The sequence below is a fragment of the Phenylobacterium sp. J426 genome (assembly GCF_024699945.1).
GTDB lineage: Bacteria > Pseudomonadota > Alphaproteobacteria > Caulobacterales > Caulobacteraceae > Phenylobacterium.
The window spans coordinates 1,595,860-1,611,015 of the sequence record NZ_JAJOMY010000001.1 but is presented as its reverse complement, the minus strand read 5'-3'; the positions used below and the strand labels follow the sequence as shown (position 1 = coordinate 1,611,015).

Genomic DNA, 15,156 nt, shown 5'->3' with positions numbered 1-15,156 from the left:
GAATCCGGCGCCCGCCCATGAAGATCGCAGCATGAAGATCACCGGCGCCCGCGTTGAACGGTTCTCGCAGATCCGCACCCGCGCATTGCATGAGGCTGCCGAGCGCAGCGCCGTAGCTCCCGTTCAGAGGGCTGACAGCGTATCGTTCCTGGGGATCGCCGACGTCGAGATGACGCCCTCGGTCCGCGCGGCGGTCCAGACGCTCCTGGGCGAGATCGACGACCTGCGGGGCGAGGTGGGCCGGTTGAAGGCCCGGCTTTCCGAGGTGGAGGGCCTCGCCGATCGCGACCCGCTGACGCCGCTTCTGAACCGCCGGGCATTCCTGCGCGAGCTGTCGCGCGTGCGCACCTTCGCCCAACGCTACGGCTCGCCGGCCAGCCTCGTGTTCTTCGATCTCGACGGCTTCAAGCGGGTGAACGACCGCTTCGGCCACGCCGCGGGCGACGCGGCGCTGCAGGCCGTAGCCGAGCGCCTGCAGGCCAATGTGCGCGAGAGCGACCTGGTGGGACGCCTGGGCGGCGACGAGTTCGGCGTCATCCTCGTCCAGGCCGACCACGCCGTGGCCGAGGCCAAGGCCCAGTCGCTTGTGCGGGCGATCGAGTCTCAGCCCCTGGCGTTCGGCGAGTGGTCGGCTCCGCTGCACCTCAGCTACGGCGTCCGCCAGCTCAGCGCCGAGGCCGAGCCGGAACAGCTGCTGGCCGAGGCCGACGCGGCGATGTTCGCGCGCAAGCGGGCCAGGCGCGCCGCGCCCTAGAGCCGGCGGCTAGGCGATGATGTCGGGAGTCAGGTAGCTCTCGACGCGGCTGATCTCGTCCTTCAGCGCCAGCTTCTTGCGCTTCAGCCGGCCGATCAGCAGCAGGTCGGGCATCGGGGTGGCGGCGAGGGCCTGGATCGCGGCGTCGAAATCCGCATGGTCCTGCTGCAGCTCGCGGAGGCGGGCGAACAGGGCGTCTTCGGAGAAGATGGAATAGTCGATCATGGCCGCGGCGCGATCCTAACCCAGGGCGCCGGCGAGTACAGCCAGCGCGTCGCGGGGAATGGCCCTGCCCCAGGCGCGGCTCGCGGCGTCGAGCGCCGTCAACGCCGGCGCGCCGCCGCCCCTCGGCCCGAGGGCCGCAAGCGTCTCGAGCAACACCCGCTCGGCGCGCAGCTCGGCGGCCTTCACATCCTCCCGCAACGCCTCGCGCGCGGCGTCGGCCACCGGGGGATGCGCGGGCTTCAGGGCCCGGCGGACTTGGCGCAGCGGGGTCACGGCGACGGCGTCCCAGGACAGCGCGACCTGAACAGCCCGGGCCAGCAGGGCGGGATCGGACGCCTCGGCCCAGACAGCCCAAAGGAGGAGAGGCGTGTTCTGGCCGTGCTCGTCCTGCAACGCGAGGCAGGCGTCGGCGACGCCGGGACGGCCGTAGGCCTCGAGAGCCCAGTCCCAGATGTCCACGCTCAGGCCTCGCCGCCGGCGCCCGAGACCGGCCCCACATCCTGGCCCCAGCGCCGCACCGGCTTCCACGAGAGGCCGAAGAGATCGAGAGCGCGGCCGACGGACTGGTCGATCATCTCCTCCAGGCTCGCCGGCTTGGCGTAGAAGGCTGGCAGCGGCGGTGCGATCACCGCCCCCCATCTCGGCCAGCCGCACCATGGTGCGCAGATGTCCCAGGTGCAGCGGCGTCTCGCGAACCATCAGCACGAGCGTACGTCGCTCCTTGAGGGTGACATCCGCAGCGCGGGTGAGGAGGGACGAGGTCACGCCGGTCGCGATCTCGCTCATCGTCCGGACTGAACACGGCGCGACGATCATGCCGAGCGCCGGGAACGAACCCGAGGCGATCGAGGCCCCGACATCCGTCGCCTTGTGCGCGACGTCGGCCCGCGCCTGCACCTCGGCGACGGACATGTCGGTCTCGTCAGCGAGAGTGAGCGCCGCCGAGCGGCTGACCACCAGATGGCTTTCCACCCCAAGATCGCGGCAGGCGTCGAGCACCCGCAGGCCGTAGGCGACGCCTGAGGCGCCGGAGATCCCCACGATGAGGCGTTCGCGTGTCGGCATGCGGAAGGTCCCCAACGCCCAAGGCCGCGGCGCAGCTTCCGCCCGCCGGCTGCAAACATATGTGATCTGACAGCGCCGGGAAGCGGGTGTTCACTTCCCTGCCGTCCACCAGCGAGGAGGCTCTTCAGCCATGGCGTTAGATGCCCGGATCCGTGAACTCGGATCGCGCCACCAGTCTCTCGAACAAGCCATTCAGGACGAAATGCGCAGGCCGTACGCCGACGAGCTCAGGCTCAAGGAACTCAAGCGACAGAAGCTCAGGCTGAAGGAGCAGATCGAGACCCTTCGCGGACAGGTGCACTAGAGCAAGGAGTCCCTCCTCTTCAGGGGAGGGACAGCTCGCGAAGCGAGCAGGGTGGGGACGAACGGCCGGCTCTGCGTCCAGTCAAGGCTCCCCACCCGCTCGCGCGTTCGCACGAATCCGCCCTCCCCTAGAGAGGAGGGCTGAAGCTCCTAGTCTTCGTCCCCGTCCACGTCGTCGGCGAACACCGACTCGGCGGTGTGCTCGACCTCGGCGCGATCATCCTCGTCGTCCACCACCCCGGTCTCGGAAGCCGGACGCAGGGTCGGACCGTCGGGGTCGGTTTCGCCGCGACGGGCGGCGTCCTTGGCGCGCTTGTCCGCGGCCTTGCGGACCACGGCGTCCAGCTCGAGCTGGGTGGCCAGCCCCAGCGTCACGGGATCCACCGGCTTGATGTTGGCGCTGTTCCAGTGGCTGCGGTTGCGCACCTGGTCGATGGTGGCCTTGGTGGTGCCCAGCAGACGCGCGACCTGGCTGTCCGGCACTTCCGGGTGGTTGCGCAGGAACCAGGCGATGGCGTCGGGGCGATCCTGACGACGCGACACCGGCGTGTAGCGCGGGGCCTTCTTGACCGGCTTCAGCAGCTCGGCGTGGCGGCTCTTCTGCGCCACCATGCGGTACTTGTCGTTCTTCTCGGCCTTGTCGAGTTCGTCGCGGCTGAGCTGGCCGTTGGCGATCGGGTCGGCGCCGCGGATGTCGCGCGCCACCTCGCCGTCCGCGATGCCCTTCACCTCCAGCGGGTGCAGGCCGCAGAAATCGGCGATCTGGTCGAAGGTCAGCGACGTGTTGTCCACCAGCCAGACGGCGGTCGCCTTGGGCATCAGGATCTGAGTCATTTCGGTATTCCAGAAACGAAGGCGCCCGGCCTTTCGGCCGGGCGGTGAGACCTTGTCATATATTCCGGATCGCTCCGGCTGAAAACGATCTTCTGTGAGCGCTACGAGAAGATCCATCCGGCGGGCAGGCTGGAGAGTTGGACGCCCACCAGCACCATCCGGTCGCCGCCGCCCATGTCGACGACGGTGTCTGCGCCGGACTGATAGGTGGTGTAGCTGGTCCCGGCGAGCACGTTGACGCGATCGCCCTCCCAATAGTTGAAGTCCGTCACCCGATCGAGGCCGGCCCCCCGAGAACGTATGGAAGGTGTCCATGCCGGCCCCGCCGGTGATGGTGTCGTCGCCGCGGTCCCCGGAAAGGAAGTCCCAGCCGTCGCCGCCGAAGAGGACGTCGTTCCCCTGCCCGCCGCGGACCACGTCGTTGCCCGCGCCGCCCTCGCAGGTGTCATTGCCGAGGTTGCCCAGCACGACATCATGGCCGTCGTCGCCGTAGAGGCGGTCGTTGCCCTGGCCGCCGACGACCCAGTCCTCGCTGTCGCCGCCGACCACCGTGTCGTTGCCGAGGTTGCCGTGCAGGTCGTCAAAGCCGGAGCCGCCGACCAGGCTGTCGTCGCCGTCCTCCCCCGGAGATAGTCGGCTCCGTCGAAACCCATCAGCGTGTCGCCGCCGCCGCCGCCGAAGAGCGCATTCACCTCGGCGTTGCCGTTGATCCTGTCCGCTCCCGAGCCGCCCTTGGCGTTCTCGATGACCGCGCCCTTGGCGATGGCGACGTTGCCGGTCAGCCCGCCGACATTCGAGAAAAAACCCTCGCGCAGGTCGATGAGCTGGTTCGCGCCATAGCCCGAGAAATCCAGGGTGTCGGTCCCGCCTGCGTCCCAGACCGCGAAGACCACGCGGCTGGCCGCCGACGTCGCCAGGTACCAGGGCCGCTCGGCGGTCGAATTGAAGCCGTAAACGGTGTCGCCGGTCCGCGTGCGCATATTGGCGCCATACTCGATCTGCGCGGCGGCAATGTCGTCCAGCATCGGCGCGGCCGCGTAACGGCCGCCGAAATCGGCGCCCGTGTTGGCCTCGCTGAAGTAGCTCATCACCGTGTACTGCCGGCTGTCTTCGTAGTACTCGGCGTGCTGGGCGTAGCTGAAGGTGACGTTCGGCCCGGCGTTGTAATCGCCCGGATGCGCCAGACCGATGGCGTGGCCGATCTCGTGCACGACCACATGGGCCCCCGGTTGTCGAACGATGGATTGGCGTTGTAGCCGATGCTGCTGTTGATCCAGACGTCGCCCGCGCTCGAACCGGCGCTGGTGTTGCCTGGATAGTTGGCGAACGCCGCCGCCCCATCCTCGCCCGAGGCGTAGTTGCCGAACAGGATGGCGGCGTTGTTCGAATAAGCGCCCTCTCCGAACGTGCCGGAGCCTACGCGCGTGAAGCGGATATTTGCGACGTCGGACCAGGCCTGCAGGGCCAGTTCGGCCTGAGTGATCTGGGCGGCGTTGAACCGCGAGAAGCCCGCCGTGTCGCTGGGCATGCTGGCCGGCTGGGTGGCGCGGAAGGCATAGCTGACGGTGAATGGCTGCCCCACCGTGCCCCACCCGCCGTACGGCTGGCCGGTATTGGGGTCGAACCCCGTGAGCTGCTTGGCCGCCCGCTCGATGGTGAAGCTGGGCTTGCCTTCGAAGAACGAACCGCGGGCGTCGGCGTTCAGGTACCCCTGCACGGCGACGGCGCCGTCATCGAAAACGGCGAAACCCTGGCATAGGGCGCAACCGCAGCCCGAGGCCAGCTCCGCTCTCTGCGGGACGTGGCCTAGCTCCGGCGTTGTTTCCGACGCCGTGTCGAACGCCGAGACAGGATAGGTTTCGGTCGGCATATCTCGCACTCTAACCAACCCATCCCTTTCAAAACGTTAGAGGAACAGGCGACGGACCACAACGCGCCGAATGCGCGCAGCCCATATGTGGCCGCCGTTCGGCATTTCAGCCCGGAGCGGGTGCGACGGATCAGCGCTTGGCCGTAAGCGCCTTCAAGACCAGCGCATCCTGCGGCGCGGCGCTTTTGATGTCGTTGTCGAAGTAGGCGTAGACGTCTCGCCCCTCGGCGCGCCAGGCGTCGATCCGGTTCATCCAGGCTTGCAGCTCAGCCGCATCGTAGCGGCCGAAGTAGCGGCCGCCTGGGCCGTGGCCGCGGACATAGGCCCAGGAGGCGGTGATCTCCCACGGCGCCGGCGCGTGGTGATGGTCCGAGATGCAGAGCGCAGCATCGAAATCCGACAGGAGCCGGAAGACGGCCGGATCGTACCAGGAGGGGTGACGGAACTCGACAGTGACGCGGCCCGGCGGCAGCAGCTTCAGGAATCCCGCCAGGCGATCGTCGTTGCGCTTCAGCATCGGCGGCAGTTGGACCAGCGCCGGCCCCAGTTTCCCTCCCAGCGGCGCCATGCGCCCCCAGACCAGAGCCACGGGATCGGCGCAGTCGTTCAGCTTCTTGTTGTGCGTGATGAAGCGGCTGACCTTCCATGCGAACACGAAATTCTTGGGCGTCCGCTCCCGCCAACCCTCGACCATCGCCTCGGAGGGCAATCGGTAGAAGCTGGCGTTGATCTCGGCGGTGTCGAACCGCGTGGCGTAGTAGGCGAGCCTCTCGCGGTCCTTCGTCCCCTCGGGATAGAAGGGGCCGGTCCAGTCCTTGTACACCCAGCCTGAGCAGCCGATGCGAAGCTCGCCCATGGGCTCGGGAATGCGCCGGAGCGGCCTCGGTTCAGAGCTGGGTCTTGTAGCTATCGATGATCTGTTCGTTGGTGACCGGCAGTTCGCCCAGCTTGAGCTGGTCGTAGATCATCTCGGCGCCCGTCGGCAGCCTGTCCCGCGGGACGCGCGCTTCAGGGTCCCACAGCCGGCCGCGCATGATCGCCTTCGGACAATGCAGAAAGGCCTCCGTCACCGCCACCCGCAGCACGAGGCTCGGCCGCTTTCCGAACTCCACGAAGCTCTCCAGCAGAGCCGGATCGTCCGTAGCGGTGACCTTGCCGTTGACCCGATAGACGTCGTCGAACCCGGGGATCATGAACATCATCCCGATGCCGCCGGAGCCGGCGAGCAGGTTGCGGATGACGTCGAGGCGGTTGTTGCCGCGGCGGTCGGGCAGGAACACCTCGCGCCCGCCCTCGCCGACGTGGACGAAGCCGGGTTCGCCGCCTCTTGGCGAGACGTCGATGGCGCCGTCCGGCCCAGCCGAACTCACCACGCAGAAGGGGAGAGGCCGATGAAGGCGCGGCCATGCCGATCCACATGGTCCAGCACCTTGTCGAGCACAAGCTGGCCGGGCGGCTTGTAGATCCGGTCGAGGTCCTCGAGCGTCAGCGCGGTCATGGCAGGCCTCCCACAGGATGGATCATCAGCCTGCTGCGAACGCTTTGCAACTTGCGTCGCCTAGTCGAGCGGAACGCGCCCCAGGATCTTCAGGCCATAGCCGCCGGACCCCGGCAGGACGGTCTTGGACGAGGTCAGCAGCAGCATGTCGCGGACGCCGAGGTCGAGCAGGATCTGGGCGCCGATGCCGTAGTCGCGCAGCACATTGTGCCTGTGGTCCGCCTGCTGGCCGTAGCGCTCCGAAAGCCAGTGCGGATTGCTGTCGCGGATGAAGACCGCGACGCCGGCTCCGCTATGTTCCGAAATGGCCTTCAGGGCGTCGGGCACATAGGTCCGGCGCGTCTCGACGGCGCCCAGCATGTCAGTCGCCAGGTCGACCCGATGCATGCGCACAAGCGTCGGCTTGTCGGGATCGATCCGGCCCTTGGTGAGCACCACGTGCTCGGTCTGGTCCAGGATGTTGCGGTAGATCACCATCCGGAACTTGCCGCCGTAGGCGCTCTCGAACGGCGTCTCCAACACCCGCTCCACCTGGCGCTCGGTGCGGCGGCGGTAGGCGATCAGGTCGGCGATGGTGCCGATCTTCAGGCCGTGCAGCTGGGCGAAGGCGACGAGATCGGGAAGACGCGCCATCGAGCCGTCGTCCTTCATGATCTCGCAGATCACGCCGGCGGGCACGAGGCCGGCCATGCGGCTGATGTCGACCGCGGCCTCGGTGTGGCCGGCGCGGACCAGGACGCCGCCGTCCTTGGCGACCAGTGGGAAGACGTGGCCGGGCGAGACGATGTCGTCGGCCCCCTTCGTCGGATCCACCGCGACCGCAATCGTGTGCGCCCGGTCATGGGCCGAGATGCCGGTGGTTACGCCCTCGCGGGCCTCGATCGACACCGTGAAGGCCGTCCCGTGCCCCGACTGATTGTCGGTGGCCATGGGCGGCAGCCGCAGCTGACGGGCGCGGTCGGCGGTGATCGACAGGCAGATCAGACCGCGGGCGTGCTTGGCCATGAAGTTGATCTGCTCCGGCGTCGCGAACTGCGCCGGGATGATGACGTCGCCCTCGTTCTCGCGGTCTTCCGCATCGACGAGGATGTACGGACGGCCGTTGCGGGCGTCCTCGATGATCTCCTCGATCGGCGAAATGGCCTGACTCACGACGTCGGCCTCCGAGCCGTCGGACGAGGTGACGAGATACGGGCGCTTCATGCGCGGGCCCTCATTTGCGCGAAGTCCATGACCTGCTCGGCCACGGTCGCCAGTTGCCAGGCGTCCTTCGCATCCTTCGGTTCGCCGGCCTGGTCGAACAGGTCGGTGGTGGCGTTGAGGGCGGCGCCGAACGGCGTGGGCCACCCCCGGAGCGCATGTATGATGGCACGCAGCGCGCTCAAGGTCGTGCCCGCCGCCTGCCAGCCGTCAGCGGTGATGATCGTGCCTACCGGCTTGCCGGAAAGATAGGGCGCGGCGTCCGAGCGTGTCAGTTCCAGGGTGTCGAGGGCGTTCTTGACCACGCCCGAGATCGAGCCGTGATAGCCCGGGCTTGCGACGATGACGCCATCGGCCCGGCGGACCAGCTCGGCGAGCGCCTGCTGCGCCTCGGTGACGTCCGTCGGCCGCGGGTCGAAGATCGGGAGCGTGGAGATGAACTCCCCGCCCAGCAGCCGCGTCTCGGCGCCAAGGCCCTCGCATCGACGCAAGCTGGCCGCCAGGGCGCGCTCGCTGGACGAGCCCGGGCGCAACGTCCCGCCGAGGCCGACGATCAGCGGCCGGCTCATGGTGTGATCCCGCAGGTCATGCGGAACCTCTAGGCGGCCTCAGGCGCCGGCGCCAGTCCTGCGGCGGCGCGGAACCGCCTCAGGCCGCCTCGGTCTCGACCGCGAAGGCGACCTTCAGTTCGCCCTTCATGATCTTGCCGTTGGCGTTCCGCGGTAGGGTCTCTGGCCAGAAGGCGACCTTCACCGGCACCTTGAAGGCGGCCAGTTTCGAGCGCACCAGGTCCTTCAGCTCCTGCTCCGTCGCCTGGCCGCCGGGGCGGAGGCTGACGACGGCCGCCGGCTCCTCGCCGAGGGTCTTGTGCGGCAGGCCGATCAGAGCCGCGTCCATCACGTCAGGGTGCTCGTAGAGGACGTTCTCGACCTCCACGCAGTAGATGTTCTCCCCGCCCCGGATCAGCATGTCCTTGGCGCGGTCAATGATGAACAGGAAGCCCTCGTCGTCCAGGCGGGCGAGGTCGCCGGTGCGCAGCCAGCCGTCTACGAAGGTCTCCGCCGTCGCCTCGGGCTTGTTCCAGTAGCCCTTCACCACCTGCGGGCCCTTCACCCAGAGCTCGCCGACCGACCCCGTCGGCAGAACAGTACGGCCGTCGGCCGGGTCGCGAATCTCCATCTCGCCCACCGGAGCGGCGGGGCCGGCGCTGTCGGGCCGAGCCTCGTAGTCCTTGCCCAGGTGAGAGGTGAAGGTCGCCGTCGTCTCGGTCATGCCCCAGCCGTTGCCGGGCTGCGAGCCCGGGAAGGTCTCGGCGATCTTGCGCACCAGTTCCGGCGCGGACGGCGCGCCGCCGTAGGCGACGCTGAGCAGGGACGAAAGGTCGTACTTCGCCCGGGCCGGGTGCTCGATCAGCTGCCAGGCGATGGTGGGGACGCCGCCGGTGGCGGTGACCTTCTCGTCCTGGATCAGCTTCATGGCCGGCTCGGCGTCCCAGCGGCGCATCAGCACCAGCTTGCCGCCGGAATTCATCGTTGGGCCCATGGTGGAGGACAGGCCCGTGGCGTGGAACATCGGCACCACCAGCAGCGAGACCCGCTGGGGCAGCTTGGTAGGATCGAGCTCCGGCAGCGGCTCGCCGGCGCGCAGGAAGTTACGGGCGGCCGAGATACCGCCGGCGCCGACGTTGGACGTCATGTTGCGGTGGGTGCCGAGCGCGCCCTTCGGCCTGCCCGTCGTGCCGGAGGTGTAGAGGATGGTGGCGTCGTCATCGGGCGCCAGGGGCACGTCCGGCAGCGCCTGTTCGGGCAGCTTGCTCCAGTCGTTGACCGCGCCGATCACCGCCTCCAGCCGTTCGGTGCGCGCCGGCAGCTCACCGCCCGGATGGCGGGTCACATAGACCCTCTGCAGCGCCGGCAGGCCGTCGAGCGAGGCCGCGACCCGCTCCAGCCGCTCGTCGTCGACGATCGCCACCTTCGCCCCGGAGTCCGCCAAGCCATATTCGAGTTCGGCGCCGGTCCACCACGCATTCAGCGGCGTGACGATCGCGCCGACCAGCTGACCGGCCCAGAAGGCGACCGGCCATTCCGGCAGGTTGCGCATGATCACGGCGACGCGGTCGCCCTTCTGCACGCCGTCGGCGATCAGCCGGTGGGCGAGCGTGACCGTCGCCCGGCTGAAGGCGTCGTAGGTGGCGCGGTCGCCTTCGTAGACCAGGAACTCGCGATCCTTGAACCGCTGGCCGTTGAGGAAGAGGTCGCGCAGCGTTGGCGGCGCGTGTTTCCACGTTCGCGTGCGAACGCCGCGGATCACAGCTTCCTCGATCTCGAACGGCGAACCGGGGCCCGTCAGCTTCGCGTGGGCCTCGGCGATGCTCATCACCGGCCAGGGTTTGTCGCTCATCCCGTCACTCTACTCCTGCTCGGCGGCCGCGGGCGACCGACGCCCGGCGTAGTGGTCCCGAATCTCGGCCAGCTCCTTGGCGAACCGCTTCTCCGCCTCCGCCCGCAACCGCGGGATGTGGTAGCTCGGGAAGAGGTCGTTCTCGGGCGCGTAATCCCTGAGGATCTGCTTGGCCAGCGTCACCTTGTGCACCTCGGTCGGCCCGTCGGCGATGCCCATCACCAGGCTGGACGTCACCATGTGCATGAAGGGCATCTCGTTCGAGACGCCCAGGGCGCCGTGCAGGTGCGCGGCCTTGGTGGCGACGTCGTGATAGACCTTGGGCATGGCCACCTTGATGGCGGCGATGTCCTTGCGGACCTTGTTGTAGTCCTTGTGCTTGTCGATCAGCCAGGCGGTGCGCAGGACCAGCAGACGGAAGCTCTCCACCGCGATCCAGCTCTCGGCGATCTGCTCCTGCACCATCTGCAGGTCGGCCAAGCGCCCCTCGCGCGTCATGCGGGGAGACGGCCCGCCGGCACATCAGGTCCAGCGCGTGACGGCAGGCGCCGACGGTGCGCATGGCGTGGTGCACCCGACCGCCGCCCAGCCGCACCTGGGCGATCACGAAGGCCGCGCCGCGCTCGCCCAGCAGGGCGTCGTAGGGCACCCGAACATTGTCGTAGCGAACGTAGCCCTCGTTGCCGCCGCCGATCTCGCCGCCGGCGCCCACGGCCACGTTGCGGATGATCTCGACGCCGGGCGTGTCGGTCGGGACCAGGAAGATCGACGTCCGCCGGTAAGGGTCCTTGGCGTCAGGGTCGGTCACCGCATAGACGACCAGCAGCTTCGAGCGGCTGGCGTTGGTGGAGAACCATTTCTCGCCGTTGATGACCCATTCCTCGCCCTCCAGCACCGCCGTCGTGCGGAAGGTCAGCGGGTCCGAGCCGCCGGTGGGCTCGCTCATGGAGAATGCCGAGCGGATATCGCCCTCGAGCAGCGGCTTCAGCCACCGCGCCTTCTGCGCCTCCGTGCCGTAGTGGGCGATGATCTCGGCGTTTCCGGTGTCGGGCGCCTGGCAGCCGAATATGGTGGGGGCGAGGCTGTTGCGACCCAGCTTCTCGTTCATCAGCGCCAATTTCAGCTGGCCGTAGCCCTGCCCCCCGAGTTCCGGCCCGAGGTGGCAGGCCCAGAGCCCCTGCGCCTTCACCCGCGCCTGCAGAGGCTTGATGAAGAGCTCCCGACCCTTGGAGCTCCAGGCCGCCAGGCCCAGATGCGAGAGCGGCTCGACCTCCTCGCGCATGAAGTCGTCGATCCAGTCGAGCTTCTTCTGGAACTCGGGATCGGTCTCGAAATCCCACGCCATGGCCGTCTCTCCCCGGGGGCTGTCCTTTCTGAACAGCGTTTCGAATTATCGGTATCCCCGGACGTATTATCTACAGCGTAAGGCGTTGCGCAACGGGCTTCAGAAAGCGCCGCCGCGCCCTTCGCCGGCCGCGAAGCGGCTGGCGCCTTCCCGTGACTGGCCCGACCGCAGCACGGCCATGCCGTAGGCGAGCTCATTGGCGGTGGCGGCGTCCCAGTCGAGCGACCACTGCTCGATAGCCGAGAGGCGGTCCCCGCGGAGGCATTGCTGCGGGAACGCCCCAATCTGACGCGCGAGCTCCAGCGCCACGTTCAACGCCTCGCCCCGCGCCGCGAGCCGGTTGGCGAGGCCGATGTCCAGCGCCTCGTGGGCCTCCACGGGCCGGCCGGTCAGGATCAGGTCCATGGCCCGCGAATGGCCGATCAGCCGCGGTAGGCGGATCGTGCCAAGGTCGATCAGCGGCACCCCGAACCGCCGGCAGAAGACTCCGAACACCGCCCCTTCCGCCGCTACCCGCAGATCGGCCCAGCAGGCGACCTCCAGCCCGCCCGCCACCGCGTGGCCTTCGATGGCGGCGATCACGGGCTTGCCGAGTTTCAGGCGCGTGCAGCCCATGGGTCCGAGGTCGCCCTCCCGCTCCACGGGATTGCCCTCGCCCGCCGCGACCCCCTTCAGGTCGGCGCCGGCGCAGAAGTAGCCGCCCCGGCCGGTGAGCACGGCCACGTCCAGACCTTCGTCCGCGTCGAAGGCCTTGAAGGCGTCGTAGAGCTGGCGCGCGGTCGCGCCGTCCACCGCGTTGCGGCGCTCCGGCCGCTCAAGGGTGACAATGGCGGTTCGGCCATCCCGTTCGTAGCTGACGGTCTGCATCGGCTGATCCTTCCGCGATCCGGTGAGATGCATCGTCGGCCTTGCGACCGCGGGGGAAGGCAAGGGCAAAACAGCCGCCATGAGCAAGGCCAAGTCCCTCGGGTTCAGCCCCGACCGCCTCTTCCGCATCGATCGCTTCCTGCAGGAGAAGTACATCGCCAACGGCCGCCTGCCCTGCGCCCAGTTCCTGCTGGCGCGGCGAGGCGAGACGGTCCACCAGAGCGTGCTGGGCGAACAGGATCCCGAGCGGAGCATGGCGCTCGCCGAGGACACGGTCTTCCGCATCTATTCCATGACCAAGCCGGTCACCAGCGTGGCGCTGATGCAGCTCGTCGAGGAGGGCGCCATCGCCCTGGACGACCCTGTCGCCAAGCATATCCCCGAGTGGGCGAACCTGGGCGTCTTCCAGGCCGGCGCCGGGCCTTACCTGACGACGCCGCCCGCACGGCCGATGCAGGTGGCCGATCTGCTGAAGCACACCTCGGGCCTGACGTACGGCTTCCAGAACCGGACCAACATCGACGCCGCCTACCGGAGGCAGAACCTCGACGCGATCTTCGGCGAGCTCGACCTCGAGGGCATGATCCAGGCGCTGGCCAAGCTGCCGCTGGAGTTCTCTCCCGGCGAGGCGTGGAACTACTCCGTCTCCACAGATGTCGTCGGCTACCTCGTGCAGAAGCTGACCGGCCAACCGCTGGCCGAGGCGCTGAAGGCGCGCATCTTCGACCCGCTGAAGATGACGGACACCGGTTTCCAGGTCCGGGAGGACCAGCGCAGCCGCTTCGCCGCCTGTTACGAGGCCCTGCCGGGCGGCGGCAAGCGGCTGCAGGATGATCCGACGACCAGCCCGTTCCTCCGCGCGCCCGTGCTGGTCTCGGGCGGCGGCGGCCTGGTCTCGACCGCGGCCGACTATATGCGCTTCGCCCGCATGCTTCTGAACGGCGGCGAGCTGGACGGCGCACGCATCCTGGCGCCCAAGACCATCCGCCTGATGGCTTCGAACCACCTGCCCGGGGGCGCCGACCTGACCCAGGTCTCGCGTTCGCTGTTCTCGGAGAGCACCAACGCAGGCATCGGTTTCGGCCTCGGCTTCGCCGTCGTGTTCGACCCTGCGAAGACGCTGATCCCCTGCTCGACGGGGGAGTTCTACTGGGGCGGCATGGCTTCGACCGCGTTCTGGGTCGACCCCGTCGAAGAGGTGACGGCGGTGTTCATGACCCAGCTGATCCCGTCCTCGACCTACGCGGTGCGCCGCGAGCTCAGGACCCTCACCTATGCGGCCCTGATGGAGAGCAACGCCTAGCGGGCGGCCTCGCCTTCCTTCACCGGCGTGGCGAGCCCCGTGTCGGCCGCCTCCCCCTGCACGGCCTCCGGCAGCAGGCGGGCCTTGCGCCAGTTCCCGAACTGGAAATAGCCGGCGGCGAGCAGAACCATCACCACGGCGCCCACGGGGAAGCTCCACCAGATGGCTTCCACGCCCAGGCTCGGCTGCAGGAGGTTGGCGAAGGGGATGCGCACGACCCAGAGCGCGATGACCATCGCCAGGAGAGGCGGCCAGACCACCCCCGTGGCGCGGATCACGCCGTTGAAGATGAAGGCCATGCCGAACGGAATGAAGCCCCAGAGGACGATCCGGCTGGCCTGGACCGCGATCGGCGTCGCCGGGCTGTCGCCCGGCAGGAACGCGCGAAGGACGTACGGTTCGGCGAGGTAGAGCACGGTGACGAGCACCGTGGTCCCGAGTGCGGCGATCAGAACCCCTTTCCGCGCCACTTCCTCGACGCGGTCCATGCGGCCGGCGCCGACGTTCTGAGCGGCCATCGAGGACACTGCGGCGCCGAGGGCCATGGCGGGCATCTGGACGTAGGTCCAGATCTGACTGACCGCGCCATAGGCCGCGGTCGTGGCCGAGCCATAGGCGTTGACGAGGCTGAGCATGGTCGCCGCCGCCAGGGATACCACCATCATCTGGAAGGCCATCGGCAGCCCCTTGAAGGTGAGCGTCCGGATGATGCCGAGGTCGGGGGCGAGCAGGCGCCACTCGGACGGCCGGAAGACCAGCAGGCTGCCCCGGCGGTGCAGATGGACGATCAGAGCGCCCAGGGTCACCAGCTCTGCGCTGAGGGTGGCGGCGGCAGATCCCGCTATGCCCAACGGCGGCAGCGGCCCGAGGCCGAGGATCAGGACCGGATTGAGGGCGACGTTCAGGATCACGGTCAGGATCGAGAAGACGAACGGCGTGCGCGAGTCCCCCAGCCCCCCGCTGCGCCATCATCAGCAGGTTCAACAGCACCAGGAACGGCAGGGCGGCGAACACCAGCCGCAGGTAGGCGGCGGCCTGCGGGCGGGCGTCGAGCGGCGTGCCCATGGCCTCGAGGATGCCCGGCGTGAGCCAGGCGCCGAGCAGCCCCATGCCGGCCCCAGCCACCAGGAAGAAGCTTGTGGCCACGCCCATCACCCGGCGCGCCTGGCCCTGATCGCGAGCCCCCATGGCCTGGCCGATCAGGATGTTGGCCGCCATGGTCAGGCCGAAGGTCGCCCCGATCATCAGGAAGAAGATCTGATTGGCGTTGGAGATCGCCGCCAGCGCGGCCTCGCCCAGCGTGTGGCTGACCCAGATGGCGTTGGCCGAGCCGTTGACCGACTGCAGCAGGTTGGAGCCCAGCACCGGCAGGGTGAACAAGATCAGCGTCTTGCCGACCGCCCCCGTCGTCAGATCGACCCCGGTGCGGCCCGTTGCCCCCGTCCTCTGCAAGGCGCGTTCCCCGAGATCCCCAGGCCGTGGCTTAAGCCTC

At 68.7% G+C, this 15,156-nt stretch carries 16 protein-coding genes and 5 pseudogenes; 3 read left to right on the top strand and 18 right to left on the bottom strand.

Annotated elements, in window-relative coordinates; all coding sequences use genetic code 11:
- Window positions 1-31: 31 nt before the first annotated feature.
- Window positions 32-754, top strand: a complete 723-nt coding sequence (locus tag LRS10_RS08415; protein ID WP_257836847.1) for a GGDEF domain-containing protein — start codon at window positions 32-34, stop codon at window positions 752-754.
- 9 nt (window positions 755-763) lie between these two features.
- Here the strand turns inward: LRS10_RS08415 and LRS10_RS08410 are convergent, their stop codons facing one another.
- The 3 genes and pseudogenes from LRS10_RS08410 to LRS10_RS08400 all read right to left on the bottom strand — a co-directional run bounded on the left by LRS10_RS08410 (window position 764) and on the right by LRS10_RS08400 (window position 2,044).
- Window positions 764-979 (bottom strand): YdcH family protein, encoded by a 216-nt coding sequence (locus LRS10_RS08410; RefSeq protein WP_257836846.1) that lies wholly within the window; start codon window positions 977-979, stop codon window positions 764-766.
- A gap of 15 nt (window positions 980-994) precedes the next feature.
- A complete protein-coding gene (locus LRS10_RS08405; RefSeq protein ID WP_257836845.1) occupies window positions 995-1,438 on the bottom strand; it encodes a TIGR02444 family protein in 444 nt (147 codons plus the stop codon).
- A 2-nt stretch (window positions 1,439-1,440) separates the two neighbouring features.
- Window positions 1,441-2,044, bottom strand: a pseudogene (locus LRS10_RS08400) (UbiX family flavin prenyltransferase).
- Between the two features lie 130 nt (window positions 2,045-2,174).
- On the opposite strand from LRS10_RS08400, the gene LRS10_RS08395 reads away from it, so the two are divergent.
- The gene (locus LRS10_RS08395; RefSeq protein ID WP_257836844.1) at window positions 2,175-2,348 is read left to right on the top strand and encodes a YdcH family protein; all 174 of its coding nucleotides are present in this window, start codon (window positions 2,175-2,177) and stop codon (window positions 2,346-2,348) included.
- Window positions 2,349-2,497: 149 nt separating this feature from the next.
- Here LRS10_RS08395 and LRS10_RS08390 read toward each other — a convergent pair whose 3' ends face one another.
- From LRS10_RS08390 to LRS10_RS08335, 13 genes and pseudogenes are all read right to left on the bottom strand, one after another.
- The gene (locus LRS10_RS08390; protein ID WP_257839115.1) at window positions 2,498-3,181 is read right to left on the bottom strand and encodes a DUF1013 domain-containing protein; all 684 of its coding nucleotides are present in this window, start codon (window positions 3,179-3,181) and stop codon (window positions 2,498-2,500) included.
- 339 nt (window positions 3,182-3,520) lie between these two features.
- A pseudogene (locus tag LRS10_RS25055) lies at window positions 3,521-3,784 on the bottom strand (calcium-binding protein); the annotation flags it as partial.
- Window positions 3,785-3,912: 128 nt separating this feature from the next.
- Window positions 3,913-4,365, bottom strand: a pseudogene (locus tag LRS10_RS25050) (M10 family metallopeptidase C-terminal domain-containing protein); the annotation flags it as partial.
- Window positions 4,269-5,051, bottom strand: coding sequence for a hypothetical protein (locus LRS10_RS24440; protein ID WP_308237940.1), 783 nt, complete (start codon window positions 5,049-5,051; stop codon window positions 4,269-4,271). The gene LRS10_RS24440 and the pseudogene LRS10_RS25050, both read right to left, overlap by 97 nt.
- Window positions 5,052-5,181: 130 nt before the next feature.
- Window positions 5,182-5,907 carry a DUF72 domain-containing protein gene (locus tag LRS10_RS08375; RefSeq protein WP_257836843.1) on the bottom strand — a complete coding sequence of 242 codons (726 nt, stop codon included), beginning with the start codon at window positions 5,905-5,907 and terminating at the stop codon, window positions 5,182-5,184.
- A 31-nt stretch (window positions 5,908-5,938) separates the two neighbouring features.
- Window positions 5,939-6,421 carry a pyridoxamine 5'-phosphate oxidase family protein gene (locus LRS10_RS08370; protein ID WP_257836842.1) on the bottom strand — a complete coding sequence of 161 codons (483 nt, stop codon included), beginning with the start codon at window positions 6,419-6,421 and terminating at the stop codon, window positions 5,939-5,941.
- On the bottom strand, window positions 6,418-6,549 hold the full coding sequence (locus LRS10_RS08365; protein WP_257836841.1) for a hypothetical protein: 132 nt from the start codon (window positions 6,547-6,549) through the stop codon (window positions 6,418-6,420). Before LRS10_RS08365 ends, LRS10_RS08370 begins: the two co-directional genes overlap by 4 nt.
- A 60-nt stretch (window positions 6,550-6,609) precedes the next feature.
- Window positions 6,610-7,752, bottom strand: coding sequence for a 3,4-dihydroxy-2-butanone-4-phosphate synthase (ribB, locus tag LRS10_RS08360; protein ID WP_257836840.1), 1,143 nt, complete (start codon window positions 7,750-7,752; stop codon window positions 6,610-6,612).
- Window positions 7,749-8,318 carry an NADPH-dependent FMN reductase gene (locus LRS10_RS08355; RefSeq protein WP_257836839.1) on the bottom strand — a complete coding sequence of 190 codons (570 nt, stop codon included), beginning with the start codon at window positions 8,316-8,318 and terminating at the stop codon, window positions 7,749-7,751. The genes ribB and LRS10_RS08355 overlap by 4 nt, the downstream gene beginning before the upstream one ends.
- Before the next feature lie 79 nt (window positions 8,319-8,397).
- The gene (locus LRS10_RS08350) at window positions 8,398-10,149 is read right to left on the bottom strand and encodes a class I adenylate-forming enzyme family protein (protein ID WP_257836838.1); all 1,752 of its coding nucleotides are present in this window, start codon (window positions 10,147-10,149) and stop codon (window positions 8,398-8,400) included.
- Between the two features lie 9 nt (window positions 10,150-10,158).
- Window positions 10,159-10,629 carry an acyl-CoA dehydrogenase family protein gene (locus LRS10_RS08345; protein WP_257836837.1) on the bottom strand — a complete coding sequence of 157 codons (471 nt, stop codon included), beginning with the start codon at window positions 10,627-10,629 and terminating at the stop codon, window positions 10,159-10,161.
- Between the two features lie 298 nt (window positions 10,630-10,927).
- A pseudogene (locus LRS10_RS08340) lies at window positions 10,928-11,431 on the bottom strand (acyl-CoA dehydrogenase family protein); the annotation flags it as partial.
- Window positions 11,432-11,593: 162 nt separating this feature from the next.
- The gene (locus LRS10_RS08335; protein ID WP_257836836.1) at window positions 11,594-12,361 is read right to left on the bottom strand and encodes a crotonase/enoyl-CoA hydratase family protein; all 768 of its coding nucleotides are present in this window, start codon (window positions 12,359-12,361) and stop codon (window positions 11,594-11,596) included.
- A 79-nt stretch (window positions 12,362-12,440) separates the two neighbouring features.
- Here LRS10_RS08335 and LRS10_RS08330 point away from each other — a divergent pair, with 79 nt between their 5' ends.
- Complete coding sequence (locus LRS10_RS08330; RefSeq protein ID WP_257836835.1) at window positions 12,441-13,664, top strand: serine hydrolase; 1,224 nt, start codon at window positions 12,441-12,443, stop codon at window positions 13,662-13,664.
- Here the strand turns inward: LRS10_RS08330 and LRS10_RS08325 are convergent.
- The gene (locus tag LRS10_RS08325; protein WP_257836834.1) at window positions 13,661-14,575 is read right to left on the bottom strand and encodes an MATE family efflux transporter; all 915 of its coding nucleotides are present in this window, start codon (window positions 14,573-14,575) and stop codon (window positions 13,661-13,663) included. The two genes, LRS10_RS08330 and LRS10_RS08325, sit on opposite strands and share 4 nt — an antisense overlap.
- Before the next feature lie 97 nt (window positions 14,576-14,672).
- Window positions 14,673-15,029 (bottom strand): annotated as a pseudogene (locus LRS10_RS25045) (MATE family efflux transporter); the annotation flags it as partial.
- Window positions 15,030-15,156: the final 127 nt, after the last annotated feature.